Origin of the sequence: Dethiosulfovibrio faecalis (genome assembly GCF_021568795.1) — a bacterium.
GTDB lineage: Bacteria > Synergistota > Synergistia > Synergistales > Dethiosulfovibrionaceae > Dethiosulfovibrio > Dethiosulfovibrio faecalis.
In genome coordinates this window covers 71,287-89,835 of sequence record NZ_JAKGUE010000007.1, presented here as the reverse complement: position 1 = coordinate 89,835, position 18,549 = coordinate 71,287, and the positions used below count along the sequence as shown (strand labels likewise).

The window sequence follows — 18,549 nt, the reverse complement described above, 5'->3', positions numbered from 1 at the left end:
CCTTCCTAGGACCTTATCTGACCCGATCCGGAGACCCGGAATTTGATCGTGGTGAGCTGTTCTATCCCCATAGGTCCCCTGGCGTGAAGTTTCTGGGTGCTTATACCCATCTCGGCCCCCAGACCGAAGACCGCCCCGTCGGTAAACCTGGTGGAGGCGTTGACGTAGACCGCCGCGGCGTCCACTCCGTCCAGGAACCGCCTGGAGCTGCCGTAATCTCTGGTGACTATGGCCTCGCTGTGTCCCGATCCGTGAAGGTGGATATGATCCATAGCCTCGTCCAGGGAGTCGACCATCCCGATCGAAAGGATCAGAGCCAGATATTCGGTGTCCCAGTCCTCCTCTACGGCGGACTTCATCGGCACGATATTCCTGACCCTCTCGTCGCCCCTAAGCTCCACGCCAGCTTCCTCCATCGCCTTTACAAGAGGGGGCAGGAATCGGGACGCCACGTCGGAATGGACCAGAAGGGTCTCTATGCTGTTACAGACCGAGGGTCTCTGAGCCTTGGCGTTTACGGCGATCCTGACGGCCATGTCCACGTCGGCCGAGCTATCCACGTAGAGATGGCAGAGTCCCATGCCTGTCATTATCACCGGAACAGTGGCGTGCTTTCTGACCGCGGCCTTCAGCCCCTTTCCGCCTCTCGGTATGAGAACGTCCAGAGACTCCAAACCCATGAGAGCCTGGGTGGCCTCCCTGCCGGGGTCGTCCAGCAGCTGAACCGCTCCGGCAGGAAAATCGACCTTCGCAAGGGCCTTTCCTATCGCGTCGGCGATGGCACCGTTGGAGTGATACGCCTCCCTGCCGCCTCTCAGTATCACAGCGTTTCCCGACTTGAGGCAGAGTCCCGCCGCGTCGGCGGTAACGTTGGGACGGGACTCGTATATCATCCCTATCACCCCGAGAGGAACCCTGACCCTGGATATCTCCAGGCCGTCCTCGCTTATACAGCTGCCCAGACCGGCCCCTATCGGATCCGGCAGCGCCGCTATCTGCTCGAGCCCCGACGCCATAGCCTCTATCCTCTTGTAGTCCAGGGTCAGCCGCTCCAGAAGAGGCTCGGACAGACCGGTCTTCCGGCCCTCCTCCAGATCCAAGCCGTTGGCCTCCATGATGGAATCCCGATGGGAACGTATCGACGAGGCCATCTCCCTCAGGGCTCGGTCCTTATCTTTCCTCCCCATCAAGGCAAGGTTTCTGGCCGCCTCCCGAGCGGAGAGCCCCATCAATCTAAGCTTTTCTTCCACTTTTCATACCCCCAAAAATAATACGATCATAAAACGGCGAGATTGTCCCTGTGGACCACCTCGTCGAAGTCCTTGTCTCCCAGAAGATCGGCGATCTCCTCGCTCTGATGCCCCAATATAGCCAGTATCTCCGAGCTGTCGTAGTTGGAGAGCCCTCGGGCTATCTCGTCTCCCTTGATCTCCTGAATGGAGACGATCTGTCCTCTGGAGAACTCGCCTCTGACCGCTATTACACCCGAGGGCAGAAGACTTCCGCCTCCCTCTGTAAGCGCTTCTACGGCACCGTCGTCTATGACGAGAACCCCCTGAGGTCTCGCCCCTGATGTGATCCACTGTTTCCTGGCGTGTCTGCCGGTCTGATAGGGCACGAACAGAGTGCCGAGTTCCTCGCCCTCCAGGATTCTCCGGGTGATCCTGTCCTCTCCCCCGCTGGCTATCACCATCGGTATCCCCGCCGGAAGGACTATGTCCGCAGCGGCCAGCTTGGTGTACATCCCTCCGCTGGCGAAGCTTGACCCCCTCCCGGTAGAGTTGGCCCTGATCTCGTCGGAGATATCGGCCACCACCGACAGTCTGGTGGCGTCCGGATGCTCCTTCGGGTTACGGTCGTACAGGCCGTCTATATCGGACAGTATTATCAGCAGATCGGCCTGGACCGCCACCGCGACCAGGGCGGACAGGGTATCGTTGTCTCCGAACTTGATCTCGTCGACAGCCACGGTATCGTTTTCGTTTATTATCGGCACGACTCCCAGCTCCAGAAGCCCGCACAGGGTGTTCCTGACGTTAAGATATCTATGTCTATCGTCGAAGGCGTCCCTGGTCAGAAGGACCTGTCCCACGTTCTGACCGTACTCCCCGAAGAACTTCTCGTACATCTGCATCAAAGATGCCTGACCGACCGCCGCCAGAGCCTGTTTCATGGGAAGGGTCGACGGTCGCTCCCTGAGACCCATCCTGCCCACCCCGGCTCCTACGGCACCGGAGCTTATCAAAATCACGTCCTTGCCCTGGTTGTGCAGGTCCGAAAGGGCTCTTGCCAGACGCTCCATCCGAAGGAGGTTGAGTTTCCCCGTCGGATGGGTGACCGTGCTCGTTCCCACCTTTACAACGATCCTTCGGCAATTTCTAAGATCCGATCTGTCCATGGTCTTCACCCCAATGGTTTAAATATGTCGCGGTGATGAAATTATACACCTCTAAGGAAAAGGGGAGAGAGGCACAATCCCTCTCTCCCCCCTCTAAAGATCGAAGACACCGGAAAGACGTCAGTCCTTGCCGCCTCCCAGGATACCCTGAAGGAGCTTCCCCGCCTCTTCCTCGACGGCCTCCTTCAGCTGGTCCTCCAGCTTCTTGGGCTGAGCGGGTTCCTGAACGTCCTCGGAGACGCCGGAGACGACATCCTTAGGAACCGAGGGAACTATCTCCTCCGCCGGAGCGGCTTCGGTCTTCTCCGGAGCTATCTTGGAGGGACCTATCTTGAGATCCTTGACGGACGACGAGTCCATGGTGCCCGCGACCCGGAAGGAGATATCCCTGAAATCGTCCTTGACGATACCCTGCTGGGCTCCGCCTAAGACCCCTCCTACAACCGCCGCCAGGGTTCCGACTCCGCCCCCGGCCAGACCACCGAGACCGGCTCCCACAGCCGCGTTGAGGAGCTTGACGTTGACCTCTCCGGAGCAGGACAGGTTCAGCTTCTTATCCGGACCGACCGTTCCTATCACAGCCATGGTCCTATATATCGGGTCACCCTCTCTGGCGGTGACCAGGGTTCCCTTGTCCAGGTGGAGCACCATGTCCACCATCCGGAAATCACCGTGTCCCTTGGCGTAGGAGATGCCGTCGGAACCGTAGAGGGACGCCGCCATATCGGCGATCGGGAAGCCTGTCAGCCTGCCGCCGCCGAGGTCAAGGGTCCCCTCTCCCTTCATGGCGAAGGGACTTAGAACGCCTGATGCGGAAAATTTAGCCTTGGCCGTTCCCGTCACCGTTCCCTTGGTTCCGGCGAAGTCCTTTATTAGGGGGGCCACGTCGGTTCCGGACAGGGAGACCTTCTTGGAAAACTTCATCGTTCCGAAATCGATCCACGCAGAGCTGACGACCTTTCCTCCGTACAGATCGGCCGTGCCCTCGGGGGCATCCAGCTTTGTCCCAGACAGTTTCAGAGGACAGTTCAGGTTCTTGATCGCTATGTTCATAACCGTGAAGGGAGGAGACTTGACGTATCCCGATCCGCTGCCCGTCTCTCCCTCGAAGGTTCCCTTGAAGGCCACGGAAAGCTTGCCACCTATTCCGTAGGCATCGGCGTCCACTATATCCTTGGTAGCCTTGGAGAGGTCCAGGTCCGGCCCGGAGAGCTCGAAGCTACCCTTGGGCACCGATCCCGAGGCGTCCATCTTTCCCTTTAACGACAGAGGGCGTCCTCCCACAGAGGCAACCGCCTCCTTGAGGTCCACCATACCGTCTTTGTAGGTCAGAGAGGCCGACACTCCGTCGACTCCGACCCCCCAGGCCACGACCTTGGGACTGGACAGAGCCATGGAGACCTCAGGAGAGGCGGCGGGACCCTTTGCCCTTATCGTGCCGGAAACGGCGGCCTGGAGAGGCAGCTCGACTGACTTCTCCAACATTATCTTCGAGCCCTCCAGAGCCAGGTCCAGGACGGGACCGTCCACCAGGGATATCGAGCCCGACGCCTCCACGGAGCCGCCGGAAACCATCGCCGATCCTCTGGATACCTTGAGGGCCGACGAATCGCCGGTAAGGCCCAGGTCGACCTTCTCCACGGGAAGCCCAGCCAGGGAAAGTTTTCCCGAAGACAGGGCCAGGTCCACCCCTAGGCCGTCCAGAGGACCGTCGAGATTCAACGAACCGTCGACCAATCCGGACAGAAGGCCGCTGGGCAGATCGAACCCGGCAGCCACCTTGGCGAGGTCCAGACCGCCCAGCTTCCCCTTCATGGAAAGCTTAGGCGACTTGCCTCCGATCGAGACCAGGCCGGAAGCGGTGATAGGAGCTCCGAACCACTCGGCCTTGGCGGAGGGGATCTCCAGGTCGGAGCCCTTCAGGGCGAAGTTGACCGACGGCTGCCCTATGTTCTGACCGAAGCCGGACAGAGAGGGCGAGCTGACCTTGCCCTTGATGGAGGGTCCGGCCAAAGGCCCCTTGATCGTAACGTCCAGGTCCAGATCCCCTTCCACCGGGATATCCGCACCGGTGAGGGCCGCCACCAACTCGGTGGAGACCTTTCTGGCCTTCAGAAGCAGGTCGACCTGAGGGGAGTCGTCCATGAAGGAAACTGTGCCCTCGAGATAGGCTGGCTGTCCCTGAAGAACCGTCTTTGACGACAGTTTGGCCACCCCTTTGGGATCCATTACCACCGAGATCCAACTCTGAGAAAGGGTCTGACCCCAAAGGGAAAGGCTCTCGGCCCGAGCCTTGACGGTACCCTTCAGCCCGTCCACCGGGCCGCTGAGGTCCACCGCTACGGAATCGATCACCCCGGAGACCTCCTTGGGGATCTGGGAATAAGTCCCTCTGAGTTTGCCAAGATCGGCGTCGGACGCGTCCAGCTTAAGCGCCACCTTGGGCTTGCCAGGTCCGAAAAGGGCGGAGAGACCTCCCGAAAGGGGGACCCCCGCCACTGCCGCCTTCAAAGACGAGACCTCCATAGACATATCCTGATAGCTCCAGTTGCCCTTTAAATTCGTGACCGGGACGGAGGCCAGCTTGCCTTCGAAACCCATGGTTCCAGAGAGAACGGGAGCGGCCAAAGAGCCCCCGGCCTTTACGGTAAGGGAAGCCGAGCCCTCCATGCCTCCTTCTGCCAGAGGGGGCCACAGCTTGGCCAGCTCCTCCAGCTTAAGCCCGTCGACGGTTCCTTCGGCGGTCAGTTCGGGCAGCAGATCGCCCTTTACCGACACTGTGCCGGAACCGACCGACAGCCTGGCGGATTCGACTACGGCCATCGAACCTCCGTATAGAGCGGAGATATCGCCCTTCACAGGAAGTCCCAAATAGGACAGATCGAGCTTCAACCCTAAGTTCAGAAGCTCTCCCTGGTTTAAGGCGGCGGATAGCAGGGATATCTCTAGGTTACCTCCTGGCAGAGCCAAGGACGAGTCCCTGAGCTCGACTATCTCCACGGGGATGGAAGAGGGCTCGCTTCCCTCCGACTTCGGAAGACCGTCAACCAAGGCCTGAATCTCGTCCGGATCGGTATCCACTCCGACCAGGGACAGACGCCTGACCAGGGCCCCCTTTCCCAAGATACCCATGAGGTTGGTTTTGATCTCTATGGACGGGACCTTTAAAGAGTACTCCCCGTCCTTCACGATATCCAAGTTTCGAATATCGTATCCCTTAACCGGGTTGCCCGAGACCTCTCCCATGGAGACCTTAGCCTCCAGAGTCTGAGAGAGTATCTTAGTAGCCTGGCTCTTGACGACCCCCGTACCGAGGTCGGTCACGGCCAGCAAAAATCCGGCCGCGACTACGAGAACAGCTAACGAAAGTCCGACAACGGTCTTTTTACTCATTTCACACCCTCCTTATGTCTATCGTGCTGCCACGAGTATAGCACGACACCGTAACGAAAGCGTTGACCACCGGGCCTCTCTGTTATAGGATGAACTTGAATCGGGGGGGTGTTCCGGAGATGACGCAGAGCGAAAAAGACAAAAAAGAAGAGAGCAAGAAGAAAAAGGTCTTCGAAGAGGTGGCAGGGGCCACCAAATACTGCCCAGTCACCTTCCAGGCGGATATAAGAGAGGCCGAGGAGAACGAGCTGGTAAGACAGGCTGAGGAAAAACTGTTCCTCCACAACATAGAGGTGGCGGACAAACTTCACAAGATATCGCTGGATCTCTCCCTAGACGATCTGATGGGCGACGACACGGCAGAGGAAGAAAAAGACGAAGAGGAGGAGGCCTAGGCCTCCTCCTCTATGGTTCCCTTGGCGACGACGGCCGTCTCGCCTCCCAGCACTATATCGCAGAGATCCTCCCTGAAGGTGGCCGTAACTATGTTGACCCCTCCGGGATTGCATACCGTTACGGGCGACTCCAGGTCAAGTCGTCGGACCGCCGCAACGGCAGAGGCACAGGAACCGGTGCCGCAGGAATCGGTCAGATCCTCCACCCCTCTCTCGTAGGTCCAAACCTTAAGAGACCGCCGGTCCACAGGGCCCACGAAGTTCACGTTGGTCCCCTCGGGAAAAAGCCTCCGGTCCTCACGGAGGGTTCTGCCCCATCGGATCAGATCCTCTCTGTCGACCTTTTCAGGATCCTCCAGATATATAACCAGGTGAGGCACTCCTACGATCAGGAAATCCGCCTCTACCTCTCCCCCAGCCATAGGCACCTTTCGACCGAACCATCCCTTTCCCAGATCGACCTCGCCCATATCCAGGTTGACGAAGCTGCCCTCGACCCTGGCCTTCATTATCCCCGCAATCGTCTCGAAAGACATCTCGAAAGGCGCTACCCCTCTCTCGAAGGCGTAGCGGGCTATGCAGCGGGCGCCGTTACCGCACATCTCGCCCTCCGAACCGTCCGAGTTGAACACCCTCATCCTAAAATCGCTGTTATCCGACGGCTCCACCACCAAGACCCCGTCGGCTCCTATGGATCTCCTTCTACGACAGACCCGTCTGGTCAGGTCCACCAGCTGTCCGTAGGCCATGCCGTCCCTGTCGATCACCACGAAATCGTTCCCGTTGCCGTTCATCTTCCAGAAATTCAACGGGATCACCTCCCTACCGTAAATAGAAAGGGGCAGGTCGCCCCGCCCCTATGATACATCTTAATTCTCAATCGGCAGAACCGGTCGACACCGATCGGGCGAAAACCTGGTCCGGACGATAGTCCTCTACAGGACTGGATATCACGTGGAAGGACACCAGGGCCACGGTGACGGCCAGGAGGAGACACAGAGGAGCGCCCATCCCCATGGCGACTCCCACATAGCCGGCACCGGCCCCAATCGCCGCCAATATGGCGTAAGGCGCCTGGGTGTTGACGTGGTCCATGTGGTCCGCCCCGCTGAACATGGAGGACATTATCGTCGTATCCGATATGGGACTGCAGTGGTCGCCCCAGACCGCCCCGGCGAAGACCGCCCCTATTGTGGGGACCATGTGGGTCATGGGATCCACCCCTCCGTTGACCGAAACCGACGCCACCAGGGGCACCACGATAGGCATCAGTATGCCCATGGTTCCGTAGGAGGTCCCGGTACAGAAGGAGATGACCGCTCCGACGAAGAAGGTCAGAAGAGGTATCCAGCTGGGGCTGAGGATATCTCCCGCCACAGATACTATGTATCCCGCAGTTCCCACCGACTTTATGGCCGAGCCTATTCCCCAGGCGAAGATCAGTATGAGTGACCCCACGAAGATGGACTGGGCTCCCTTCATGAAGCCTCTGAACATACTGCTGAGAGGAGCCAACCCCTGTAGCGAGTAGAGGACTATGGTCATGAAGGTCCCTCCGAAGGCTCCGTAGACCAGAGCCTTGGAACTGCTTCCCTCTCCGATGGCCTCGGCCAGACCCACGTTGGGCCATCCTCCTGTGATCACCAGCATGGAGAAGATAGTCCCTATAAGGAAAAACAGGGGAAGGACGAAGTTTATCACCCTCCTGGGAGTCTCGTCCGCAGGAGACAGGTCCGGGTCGGCGTCGGTGGAACTAAGTGGCTGAGCTCCCTCCCTCAGAAGCTTTCCGGTCTTTCTTGCCCGCCTCTCCGCCGTCAGCATGGGGCCGAAATCCCTGCCGGAGAGCACCACGTAGGTCAGCAAGGCCAGCGCCACCACGTTGTAGATCACGAAGGGGATGGATTTCAGATAGGTCACGTAGGCCGACGCCTCTATGCCAAGCTCGTTGAACTGCATACCTATCTGGCCCACCATATAGGCCACCCAGGAGGATATCCCGGCTATACAGGCGATAGGAGCCGCCGTGCTGTCCACTATGTAGGAGAGCTTCTCCTTGGACACCCTGTAGCGATCGGAAACAGGGGCCATCGTTGTCCCCACCACGGCGGTGTTGACGTAGTCCTCGAAGAAGATGACGAAGCCGGACAGCTCGGTGAAGAACATGGCACGTCTGCTGCTGGAGATCTTCTTGGAGAGCCAGCGCACCGCCGCGTCCACCCCTCCTCCGACCTGCATGACCCCGACCAGGCCTCCCATGGTGAGACAGGTAAGGACTATCCTGGCCCCCCAGGGATCGCCCAGGCCATTCCAGAGCGACTCGACCGCGTTGCCGAAGCCCACCACCGGATTCCACCCGGCCAACATGGTGCCGGCCATCCAGGAACCTACGAAGAGGGCGGGGATTACCTCCTTTGTAACCACGCACAGGCCTATGGCTATGACGGGAGGAAGAAGGGACAGCACGCCGAAGTCGGGAACGACGCCGTCGGCGGCGAAAGCGCACCGGGCCCATGCCAGAGACAGGACCAGGGCGGAAGAAAAACGGTAGATCGATCTCATAACGAAAACCTCCTGAAAAAATGGAATATCAAAGCAAATCCTCCGGAACCGATTCGCCCTTTATCAGATCGTCGAAAGACTGACGCTCAACGATGCATCGTGCCTCGCCGTCTTTGACCAGGACCACCGCCGGCCGTCTGAGCCGGTTGTATCCGCTCGCCATGGAAAAGTTGTAGGCTCCGGTGTCGAAGACCGCTACGACGTCGCCTCTTTCGGGGAGAGGCAGCTCGGCGTCCTTTATCAGGATATCGCCGGACTCGCAGCACCTGCCTGCCACCGTCACCACCGAATCGGGCTGTTCGTCCATCCTGTTAGCCAGGACGCACCGATACTCGGCCTGATACAGGGAGGGCCTGGGATTGTCCGTCATGCCCCCGTCGACGCTGACGTAGGTCCTTATTCCCGGTATCTCCTTGACCGTGCCGACCCGGTACAGGGTGATCCCAGACGGACCGACTATCCATCTGCCCGGCTCTATCACCAGTCTGGGCCTTGCCATTCCCCTCTCGGAACATATCCTCTCGGCGGTCTCCACTACGCAGCCCAGGAAAGAGTCCAGGTCCACCTCTCTCTGATCCTTGCCGTAGGGTATGCCTATGCCGCCTCCGACGTTGAGCTCTTTAGTCTCGAAGCCGATCTCCTCTCTTAGGGTTTTCATAAGATCTCCCAGAACCCCCAGGGCCTCCAGATAGGCCCTGTTCTCCATCAGCTGGGAACCTACGTGGAAATGGAACCCCAGCAGCTTAACGTAGGGAGCCTTCATAGCCGTCTCGACGCAGTCCCTCAGTCCCTCACCCAGAAGGGGCATACCGAACTTGCAATCCGTGTGGGCCGTCTGGATATAGCGATGGGTGTCGCCGCTGACCCCGGGAGCCAGGCGGAACAACACGGAGACCTCCGTCTTACTTTCCTCGGCCATACTGGCCAAAAGGTCCAGCTCGTCCCGGTTGTCCACCACGAAACGTCCCACTCCGACGTCCATGGCCATGGCCATGTCCTCGGCGGTCTTGTTGTTGCCGTGAAAATAGGCCCGCTCCATGGGAAAACCGACGCTCACCGCCGTATGGATCTCGCCGGAGGAGACCACGTCCAGCCCCAACCCCTCTGACTTCACCAGGGCGCACATCGCCCTGGGCAGAAAGGCCTTACCTGCGTAGAGGACCTCCACGTCTTCGTACCTCTCGGAAAAGGCACTCTTGACCGCCCTCATCCTCCGCCTTAGCTCCGTCTCGGACATCACGTAAAGGGGCGTGCCGAACCTCTCGGCCAACTCGGTCACGTCGCACCCGTCGAAAACCATACCGCTCATAAACCCCACCACCTCGCATCATCTCTCTGATAAGATAAAATCCATCGGAACAAAAAAACGAAGACCCATCCCACTCAGGGACGAGCCTTCGTAAAAGGCACGCGGTACCACCCTGCTTGGACGTCTACGTTCCAAGCATAGCACCACCGAGAGTATAAAAAAAAGACCCGCCCCTACCGTAGGGACGGGTCTTGAATACCCGCGGTACCACCCTGCTTGGACGTGTAAACGCCCCGCTCGGACCCTTTGACGGAGGTCAACCGGGAGACGTACTACGGCCTAAGGGCCTTTCCGTTCCGGCTCGCCGGGCCTTATCCCCCGAGATCACGTTCGAGACCCCTTCCAGCCGATGGAGGTCTCTCTCTGGTCGAACGCCAAAGATCGCTGGGGCTTCCGGTTCATCGCCTTTATCGCTATGAAAACAACTTGCGCTGTATTATACACCTAGCCGAGAACCTGTCAAGAGGACATGCTCGCAGGAAGTTCCTACAGCACCGAGACCTCTAGGCCTCCTGGACCTCGAGCTCCATTTCCTTGTGTTTTCTGGCAGCGGCGAAAAGGGTCATCGAAGTGTAGAAGATCACGACTATGACCAGGTACCTCAAGATCTTCAGGGGCAGCGACTTGACGATGAAGGCCGCTATCAACACGCCGATCACACCGAACAAGTTGATGGCCCAAGAGGCTTTCTTGTTGTATGCCTGCTGCTTAACGAACTCCGCTGAGGCCACTGGCATAAGGAAGGCGCAGGAGCCCATCATGACGGGGAAGGCCACTCGAGGACTCATTCCAAGGAAGGTCACCATGGCCATGGCAGGAGCGTAGAGTCCGACACCCATGGTCATGAGGGCACCGAAGATGAAATTCAAGACGATGCCTATGGCGAGCCTGGCACCAGTCAGGCCCCTTGCCTCTCCCTGGAAGGCCAGCCAGCCCTGATCTCCGGCGATGAAGAGGAAGGCCGCGGCCAAAAGGGCGAAAGCCATCACCAGCTGCACCCGCTTCTCGGAGAAGCCGGAAACCCACTTAGATCCAATCTTGGCACCAACCACCGAGGCCGCTATGAGGGAGATCAGGGTGACCATGTCCATATCGATGGCGGAGATGAATATGAAGGCCTCCAGAAGGACCGGCCACGTGCAGGAGACGTTAAGGGTCCCAGGTATCACCCTGTCCTCTATCTGCTTTCCGAACCTCAACATGGCGGTCAGGGGAGCAAAGCTGCCTATGCCGAGGGTGTCAAAGAAATTGGCGACGAACCCCATAAACCCGGACAACATAAAGTTAGTGCCTTTTTCCATCTTGCCCTTGAACTCCATCATGTCCTTTATGAAAAAGAACGAAAAATAAGCTCCAAAGACACCTAGCGCACCAAGAAGACCGTATAGCATTTTTTATCCTCCTATGATTAGTATAGTCCATGCCTAACGCCAACCTGACAAAAAACATTAAAAAAACCACCGAAAAAGATAACGACTCACACAAGCTCACAAAAGACACTCGGCACTTCTCTCTCGTTCAATGGGCAAAAATGCTATCCCCCCTTCAGATCACGAAACCCAACCCGATCGGATCATCATCGTCTATGACGTACTGGTTGAGCCCGGTTATATAGGCACTCCCGGTGATTTCCGGGATAACCGCCTTAAAGGATCCCACGGAGGTCTCCGCTAAAACCCTTCCCTTGAACAACGTTCCTATAATGCTCTCGTAAACGAACTTCTCGCCTATTTTAAGTTCATCCTTCGCATATAAGGTCGCCATCTTCGCACTGGTTCCGGTGCCACAGGGAGACCGATCGAGCTGCCCCTGACCGAAAACAACCAGATTCTTGTAGTTAGCCTCCGGATTTGAAGGACGATCGAATATCTCTATGAGGTCCACGGTCTTTATATGAGGAAGCAGAGGATGAACTACTTCGAGCTCACAATTCAGAATGTCTCTCAGCTCAAGCGCAAGTCTCTTCAACTCCTGGGCTTTGTCCACCTCTACCGATAGGCCGAACTCGGCAGCGTTTATGATACCGAAGAAGCTACCTCCGAAGGAGATATCAAGCTTCACGTTCTTCCCCAGGCTAGGCATGAAGACCTCTACGTCTCTCTTATATAGGAAGGCGGGGACATTTACGAAAGAAACCTCCTTGACCTTCTTCTCCCTCACCTGGACCTCGGCCCTTACAAGCCCGGCCGGAGCCTCCAAGACGACCTTCGTAACCGGCTCGTTCATCTCGACCATGCCGGTTTCGACTGCCACGGTGCAAGCTCCTATGGTGCCGTGGCCGCACATGTTGAGATAGCCGCCACCGTCCATGAAGATGATCCCGAAATCGGCCTCGCTGCTGGAAGGCGCAGTCAGAATGGATCCGAACATATCGTTGTGACCTCTCGGCTCATGCATCAGAGCGGTGCGAAGATAGTCCATGTGATTTTCGAGATAGCTCTTCTTCTCCGGCATGGTCAACCCGGGGATATTTGGAACCCCACCTACGATTACTCGGGTTGGCTCCCCCATAGTGTGGGAGTCAACGGCAAAGACGTTTTTCTTGAACTGCATCGTACAGCCCTCCTTGACTTTAATTGGATTCCTGTCTTTTGCGCATCTTCAACTTAAGAAGGGAAACCGCCTTTTTGGCATCGAGCTCCGAAAGACTGTTCTCGCCAAGGACCTCCGTCTCCACTCCTTCTTCCGTCTTGTTGATATCGACTATGGTGTTCATGTACTTGTTCACAACGACGAACTGAGCCTGAGTCCCTACAAAACTGACCCCCACGACGGAGATATCCCTTTTCCCAAGCTCCTCGACCGTGTTAGCGAAGTCGACGTGGCTATTTCCCCAACCGTCCAACGAGACTATGGCTCCATCGGCTCTCATGGACTCCGCCCACGCCGCGGCGCGCTTTCCAACAAAATACTTATCGCCGTTGTCCTGCGGGGTCCCCACAACTATGACCCCCAACAAATCGACGTCGTCGTCGCTATCGACGATCTCCAAAAGAGGATCCCTGAAATGGTGCAACGTGGTCTCTTTAGTGGAAGGTCCTATTCCCATATTTATCCTCCGTCAAATCAATAGAGACACATCAAGGCTCCGTCCCGATATTCGTTCGGGGTTACTATCACCGGGACGTTCCCGAAATCGACTATGGAGTATCCTCCCTCAAATCCGGCGGGCTCCCGGCCGAAAAGCCTGGTATCGTACCCTCCGCCCTGACCTGCTACTTGTTTCACAATCACGATCTTAGGCTTATCCGCAGAAACACTCTCGTAATAGACGTGTCTTTCATCGGCATCTCTAGGGTTCAGTTTTTTTATGGACTCCCTGATGGATTGGATCACGGAGTCGCACAGACGATACGCAGCGTTCGGACCGGATCGGACCCGACCTTGATCTTTCTGAAACTCGACGTCGACCTGTACGATGTAGTCCGACTCCTGCGGCGTCCCTCTGCGATTGAAAACCACGGCGTCCTTGAGCCTTCCCGATGCCGCACCCATGTTAGAGGCCTGCCGTCCGTCGACGTCTATTCCGTTTATCATGACCACCACTCCGGTGAGCACGTTGGTCACACCCTCGCCCAAAGTCCCCAGAGCCTTCGTTGCGATGGGCTGAAAATCCATTATGGCGTTCACCTCTACGTCGCGCTGAGAGGGAGAGATCACGTTCAATCGGACCTTGTTTATGACATCGGAGTGGACCTCCTCCGCCATGGGTCTCAATTCCTCGCCCAAGGTCAATAACCCGTCGCAGAAGGACGTCTTCTCTCCAAAAACGACCTTCTTGACGTGGAAGGCATTGACCACCAACTTTCTAGTCTTTTTAGAGTTATCCATGATCGAAGTCATCTCCGTATTCATCAGATATGCGCACATCCAACGTGGACGTACGCATATCCTGCGTATGTCTGACTTAGACCTTCGCTATGTATTCGTAAGGCAAAGGGACTATCACCCCTGCCGACTCTATCTCGGTCATAGCCCTGAGACTGTCCTTGACTATGGCCATCTGCATCTCGACGTTATGCGGTTCTCCGGCGTTCGCACCCATGGGGACCCTGGGAGCGACGGCTCTGGGCGAACCGTTCTGTCTCACGACGGGAGGCAAAGCAGCGATTATTATCGTAGGAATCCCCGATTCCTCTATTGCCCGCTGTACTATGACAGCGGACCGATGGCAGGTGCCTCACCCAGCGGTCATAAGGACGGCGTCCACACCCTCGTCCTTCAGTATCTTCGCCACCGATGGACCGAGATCGTTCTTGAATTTCTCCTGATTGCCGCCGCCACCCATAAACCCGACATGGCTCTTGGCTACGGACTTGATGAACCCCTCGGCTGCAAGCTCTCTGATACGGTCGAGAGGGAACATGCAGTTGATGTCCTTGTTGACGTCACCATTATCGTATCCTCCGTGAGAGACCATCATGTCGTCGATCAGGGCATCTCCGGGAACGATACGATAGGTGGAGTCTCCAGCCAGGTTAAAGCGCTTGTCGCTCTTGAGATGCACTCCGGCCGCGGTCGCCAGGGCGATGTTCATGTCTTTGAGGTCCTTGGTGACCGGGGTCCACACAGGGTTCGGAGTTATGGGGACGTATATCTCGGATTGCAATCCACTTACGCAGACGGCTACCATATCTATCCATTCCTTTCTTTTTCGTGTTCTAAGATCTGCACGTACTTTTCGTTTGGGGTCGAGTTGACCACCTCGGGAAAGCTCATCCTGAAGGCGACTTCCTGTCCGATCTGCAACGGCTCGTCGCAGATAAGCATCCTTTTAGGGACCCGAAGGGATCCCAGACGTCCCTTGAGATCCATCCCAACGGCGCCGTCTTGAATGTCCACTATGACTCCGGCCATCACGATGAGCTTGTCGCCGTAGTTCAAGGGCAGATCAGTCCATGTATTTTTCACGACGTTTATCGCTTACCGGTATGGAATTTTCGTTCGGGACCAGCTCCAACTCCATTCCGATCTGCTCCTCTATGCTCTCAAGATTGCTCTCCTTCACGTTGGGGTTCCACTTGCGCTCCGGCTCCATGACTTCCTCGCCGTTCATGATGGCCCGAAGCATCTCCAACGCCCTCACGGCGTCCTCCCTGCAAAGGGTGTTACAGCCGAGGATCTCGTTCTCGATCCCGTTATCGGACTTATTCAGGTCCACCATGGCAGTCATGTAGGGGTTACCCACGACCAAGGCTCCCTGCATGGCACAGAAAGACATACCCACCACAGGGATCCCTCTCATACCTATCTGCTCGATATGGCTGGCGAAGTCTATATGGTTATTTCCGAAGCCCTCGGTGGTGACGATCGCTCCGTCCACGTCCAGGGCCTCCACAGTCATGCCGAGCCTCTCCGACACGTAGAACTTCTCGCTGTTGATCTGAGGGCTTCCGATCAATATGACGCCGCAGAGATCCATCTCCTCGTCCTTGAGGGTCTCCAGCACCAGAGGCTCACGCCAATAATGCCTCGAGCACTCCTTCGATGCCGGTCCGATACAGGTCAGAGCGTGGATGCCGCCGTCCAGCACCTCCAGCGGAGACAGCATCACGGGGAGGTTCCCAAGGTCGATATTGGGATGCCCTCCGAGCATGCCTACCGGCTCCTCCGGAAGTATCAGGTTGTCGTGCATAGCTCCCTGCCCCATTATCTCCTTGACTATGACGACCTTCTTCTTGCTGGGATGACGGACCTGCTTGAACTCCTCCGTATCTACCACGAGACTTTCATCCAGATCCTTCAGCGCCATGCGGATCTCGTTCGTGATGAACTCGGTGGCCCGATGAGCAGAAAACGGCCCCCTACGCTCCATGTTAGTGTGAGCCTCTATGACCACCTCGGTCTTGATCATTATGTCGCCCTTGTCGGGAGCCCCGGGACGGTTCCATAGGATGTTCTCCTGGAGAATTCCCTCCGACGAGCCGAACTCTCCTATCTGAACCCCGTTCTCGTCAGTCCCGGTGATAACCATGACCACGTTGTCCAGGACCCTGGTCACCCCAGTCCCCAGCTTGCCGTCGTTCTCCTTCGTCGCTATAGGCTGGATGTCCATCAGGGTCTCGGAGTAGGTGTCGTATAACTCGGGGGTGATGATATCTATCTTTATCTTCTTGACCAAGTCGCTTACTTCCACCGCATCGTCGCAGATGTCTTTTCTGATGTAGAGCTTGGTTCCATCTATCTTCGTATCGTCGCCGAAACTGACCTCGGTGATGTTGAAATGCTTCTTGACCAGAGACCGGATCTCCTTCGGTTCCGCCTTGGCGGCCGAAAGAGCCCGAGGCTCCTCCTCCGGGACCTCTACCAGCATCGCCTCCGAGGGATAGGGCTCCTCGCTTGAATAGTTGCCGTACGAGCCGAGAGGCAGCTCTATATCTATCCCTCGCCCTTCTTCTATCTTGATTCTCAATGTACCTCCGTAGCTGCCGGAGGACCGGGAGAGCTTCGGAGCGGCCTGTGCAGGCATAGCCGGCGCCACGTATCCCTGGAACATCGAGGGAGTCAAGGCAGTGAAGGCCTCCCTGGCGGAGGACAGCTTTTTCCCGACGGCCTCCCCGCGAGTCACCGCGTCCCGGGGCAAGGAGAGCAAGAGCGAGTCCACGAGATTGGCGAAGTTGGACGGATCCTCCAGATCGTCCGGACCGATGGGCTCACCTGCCTTCTTTCCAACCTTGAGGACCGCCTTCTCGTTCTTCTTCGACACCTTGGCCTTAGACGAACCATCCGTAGTCCCGGCGTCCGACATCTTCTTGGCCCCCTCTACCAGATCGGGGGTCAGGGGAGTGAGAGAGTCTATAGTCTTCAACAGCTTAGCTCCCAAAATTTCGCCGATCTTATGGCAATTAGACGGTATAGTCAGCAATCCGGAGTCCTCGAGGTCCGGAAAAATCGCAGGATCCTCCAGGTTGTGGGACTCCAGAATCGTCCCCTCCTCCGTCCGACAGCAGACGATAGCCGGCTTACCGGCCATTTTCTTCGCTTGCTCGATATCGATAGACATTCTTATCCGCTCCTTTATTCGTCACCCGAGAAGGGCAACCTTCTTGTCAGATCGTGCCCGATGGTCCTCATGACATGATCGGTGTGGTGATATACAGGCAACCCCAGATTAGGGGCGCTGCACATGACCGTGTTGCTACAGTCGCTGCAATTGGAAATCAAAAGCCTCTCAGCCCCCTCCCTCTTCAGCTTCAAAACGGCCTGAGCTTGACCGGGACAATCCCCCGGAGTCATGCACTTATTGGCACCCTTTATCTTCACGACGTTCTTGCACTCCGCTACGGACACGACCTCCGACCCCATCTTGCGGGCTATATCCCGAAGCCTGGCCTCGTCGGCTCCACACGCGCAGACCAATAAACCGAGTTTTCCCCTGAACTGAGGGAAAGGTATCGTGACTATGGCGCCCCCGGAGATCTTGGTGACGACCGAATCGTCTATGCCCGCCGCCTTTCCGGTATAGGGACCGCCTATTATGAGCTCCCCGAAATCTCCGTCGATGCCACCGACGTCTTCGATAAGCTTTTTGACCGAGGTCCCCACGGGGACATCGGAAAAGATCCTCACTCCGTCGGGCCGTCCTATCTTCCCTATGATCGTGAAATCCTTGTCTATCACCGGTTTGAACTCGTCGATAGCCATGGCTATGTTCTTGAGGGTCTCCACGTTCAAGACCACGCAACCTGCATCCGAAGGCAGCTGGGTGGGCTCCAGCCAGGTCCCGAAGATATCGTGTATCAAAGCCCGCTCCTCCCCCATGGGATACATATCGGCGAGGAGGTGGATCTTGATGGAATCGTCGCTGCCAAGCTCCTTGCGCAGGGCCGCTACAGCGTTTTCGTTCTTTCCCTTGATCCCTATGACGGCATCGCCGGCCCCGGTCATCCGCATGGCATGGCGGATTCCCCTTATGAAGAGCCCCGCGTCCTTCTCGATTCCCTTTATGTTATGGTGAAGAGCGGGCTCGCATTCCGCGGCGTTCGCGACTATATGCCCTCCGTTTAGATCGGTCTTAAGCTTCACGTGAGTGGGAAAACCGGCGCCTCCGGCTCCGACCACTCCGGCGTTGAAGACGGTCTCGACCATGTCCTTGCCCTTCTTGACCTTGACGTAGTCCCTAGACTGGTTCTCGCTCGCCTCTATCACGATGAAACCTTCGGATATCTCCTTCACCACCCCGGACACGCTGGAATGGATCCTGGCCCCCAAGCCGTCGGGCTCGGCGACACACTGCCCTCGTTCGACCAAATCCCCTTCTTTCACTGTCGGAGAACTTGGTTTCCCTATGTGCATAGACAAAGGGATATTGAATAAGTAGTTCAACGTCATACCCCCCTAAGGATATATAAAGTTAAAGCGACAGCGAGACAAAAGCAGACGCAGGCCGCCACCCTGGAAACCTTAACGAGTCCGACTACGCCGCCGCGAACGATCCTTCCTGAGAACTCAGAAAGGACGACAGCCTCGACAGGCGGTCACATAAAAGAACCTCT

The 18,549-nt window shown here is 57.1% G+C and carries 16 protein-coding genes; 1 reads left to right on the top strand and 15 read right to left on the bottom strand.

The window, feature by feature from the left end; translation table 11 throughout:
* Positions 1-5 precede the first annotated feature (5 nt).
* From L2W58_RS06980 to L2W58_RS06970, 3 genes are all read right to left on the bottom strand, one after another.
* Positions 6-1,250: a glutamate-5-semialdehyde dehydrogenase gene (locus tag L2W58_RS06980; RefSeq protein WP_236102630.1), complete on the bottom strand. Its 1,245-nt coding sequence runs from the start codon at positions 1,248-1,250 to the stop codon at positions 6-8.
* 26 nt (positions 1,251-1,276) lie between these two features.
* Positions 1,277-2,398 (bottom strand): glutamate 5-kinase, encoded by a 1,122-nt coding sequence (proB, locus tag L2W58_RS06975; protein ID WP_236102629.1) that lies wholly within the window; start codon positions 2,396-2,398, stop codon positions 1,277-1,279.
* A gap of 120 nt (positions 2,399-2,518) precedes the next feature.
* Positions 2,519-5,791 carry an AsmA-like C-terminal region-containing protein gene (locus L2W58_RS06970; protein ID WP_236102628.1) on the bottom strand — a complete coding sequence of 1,091 codons (3,273 nt, stop codon included), beginning with the start codon at positions 5,789-5,791 and terminating at the stop codon, positions 2,519-2,521.
* 119 nt (positions 5,792-5,910) lie between these two features.
* Here L2W58_RS06970 and L2W58_RS06965 point away from each other — a divergent pair, with 119 nt between their 5' ends.
* A complete protein-coding gene (locus L2W58_RS06965; RefSeq protein ID WP_236102627.1) occupies positions 5,911-6,186 on the top strand; it encodes a hypothetical protein in 276 nt (91 codons plus the stop codon).
* Here L2W58_RS06965 and dapF read toward each other — a convergent pair.
* From dapF to prdC, 12 genes are all read right to left on the bottom strand, one after another.
* Positions 6,183-7,004: a diaminopimelate epimerase gene (dapF, locus tag L2W58_RS06960; protein ID WP_236102626.1), complete on the bottom strand. Its 822-nt coding sequence runs from the start codon at positions 7,002-7,004 to the stop codon at positions 6,183-6,185. The two genes, L2W58_RS06965 and dapF, sit on opposite strands and share 4 nt — an antisense overlap.
* A 58-nt stretch (positions 7,005-7,062) precedes the next feature.
* Positions 7,063-8,745 (bottom strand): Na+/H+ antiporter NhaC family protein, encoded by a 1,683-nt coding sequence (locus L2W58_RS06955; protein WP_236102625.1) that lies wholly within the window; start codon positions 8,743-8,745, stop codon positions 7,063-7,065.
* A gap of 28 nt (positions 8,746-8,773) precedes the next feature.
* Entirely contained in the window at positions 8,774-10,054 is a 1,281-nt protein-coding gene (gene lysA, locus L2W58_RS06950; RefSeq protein WP_236102624.1) for a diaminopimelate decarboxylase, read from the bottom strand.
* A 503-nt stretch (positions 10,055-10,557) separates the two neighbouring features.
* Positions 10,558-11,445 carry a TSUP family transporter gene (locus L2W58_RS06945; RefSeq protein WP_236102623.1) on the bottom strand — a complete coding sequence of 296 codons (888 nt, stop codon included), beginning with the start codon at positions 11,443-11,445 and terminating at the stop codon, positions 10,558-10,560.
* A gap of 154 nt (positions 11,446-11,599) precedes the next feature.
* Positions 11,600-12,607, bottom strand: coding sequence for a proline racemase (locus L2W58_RS06940; protein ID WP_236102622.1), 1,008 nt, complete (start codon positions 12,605-12,607; stop codon positions 11,600-11,602).
* Positions 12,608-12,626: 19 nt separating this feature from the next.
* The gene (locus L2W58_RS13055) at positions 12,627-13,103 is read right to left on the bottom strand and encodes a glycine/sarcosine/betaine reductase component B subunit (protein WP_255700434.1); all 477 of its coding nucleotides are present in this window, start codon (positions 13,101-13,103) and stop codon (positions 12,627-12,629) included.
* A 17-nt stretch (positions 13,104-13,120) separates the two neighbouring features.
* Positions 13,121-13,885: a glycine/sarcosine/betaine reductase component B subunit gene (locus L2W58_RS13050; RefSeq protein WP_255700433.1), complete on the bottom strand. Its 765-nt coding sequence runs from the start codon at positions 13,883-13,885 to the stop codon at positions 13,121-13,123.
* Positions 13,886-13,961: 76 nt separating this feature from the next.
* Positions 13,962-14,144 (bottom strand): hypothetical protein, encoded by a 183-nt coding sequence (locus tag L2W58_RS13235; RefSeq protein WP_236102621.1) that lies wholly within the window; start codon positions 14,142-14,144, stop codon positions 13,962-13,964.
* 90 nt (positions 14,145-14,234) lie between these two features.
* A complete protein-coding gene (locus tag L2W58_RS13230) occupies positions 14,235-14,687 on the bottom strand; it encodes a glycine/sarcosine/betaine reductase selenoprotein B family protein (protein WP_236102620.1) in 453 nt (150 codons plus the stop codon).
* 2 nt (positions 14,688-14,689) lie between these two features.
* A complete protein-coding gene (locus tag L2W58_RS06920) occupies positions 14,690-14,965 on the bottom strand; it encodes a CBO2463/CBO2479 domain-containing protein (RefSeq protein WP_236102619.1) in 276 nt (91 codons plus the stop codon).
* Entirely contained in the window at positions 14,946-17,057 is a 2,112-nt protein-coding gene (gene prdA / locus L2W58_RS06915; RefSeq protein WP_236102618.1) for a D-proline reductase (dithiol) proprotein PrdA, read from the bottom strand. The genes L2W58_RS06920 and prdA overlap by 20 nt, the downstream gene beginning before the upstream one ends.
* A 14-nt stretch (positions 17,058-17,071) precedes the next feature.
* The gene (gene prdC, locus L2W58_RS06910; protein WP_274705048.1) at positions 17,072-18,379 is read right to left on the bottom strand and encodes a proline reductase-associated electron transfer protein PrdC; all 1,308 of its coding nucleotides are present in this window, start codon (positions 18,377-18,379) and stop codon (positions 17,072-17,074) included.
* Between the last annotated feature and the right edge of the window lie 170 nt (positions 18,380-18,549).

Coding starts and splice junctions, on each gene's coding strand:
- lysA (WP_236102624.1), bottom strand. CDS start 10,054: ATGAGCGGTATGGTTTTCGACGGGTGCGACGTGACCGAGTTGGCCGAG.
- L2W58_RS06970 (WP_236102628.1), bottom strand. CDS start 5,791: ATGAGTAAAAAGACCGTTGTCGGACTTTCGTTAGCTGTTCTCGTAGTC.
- L2W58_RS13050 (WP_255700433.1), bottom strand. CDS start 13,885: ATGGATAACTCTAAAAAGACTAGAAAGTTGGTGGTCAATGCCTTCCAC.
- L2W58_RS06955 (WP_236102625.1), bottom strand. CDS start 8,745: ATGAGATCGATCTACCGTTTTTCTTCCGCCCTGGTCCTGTCTCTGGCA.
- L2W58_RS06940 (WP_236102622.1), bottom strand. CDS start 12,607: ATGCAGTTCAAGAAAAACGTCTTTGCCGTTGACTCCCACACTATGGGG.
- prdA (WP_236102618.1), bottom strand. CDS start 17,057: ATGTCTATCGATATCGAGCAAGCGAAGAAAATGGCCGGTAAGCCGGCT.
- L2W58_RS13055 (WP_255700434.1), bottom strand. CDS start 13,103: ATGGGAATAGGACCTTCCACTAAAGAGACCACGTTGCACCATTTCAGG.
- L2W58_RS13230 (WP_236102620.1), bottom strand. CDS start 14,687: ATGGTAGCCGTCTGCGTAAGTGGATTGCAATCCGAGATATACGTCCCC.
- L2W58_RS06965 (WP_236102627.1), top strand. CDS start 5,911: ATGACGCAGAGCGAAAAAGACAAAAAAGAAGAGAGCAAGAAGAAAAAG.
- L2W58_RS06945 (WP_236102623.1), bottom strand. CDS start 11,445: ATGCTATACGGTCTTCTTGGTGCGCTAGGTGTCTTTGGAGCTTATTTT.
- proB (WP_236102629.1), bottom strand. CDS start 2,398: ATGGACAGATCGGATCTTAGAAATTGCCGAAGGATCGTTGTAAAGGTG.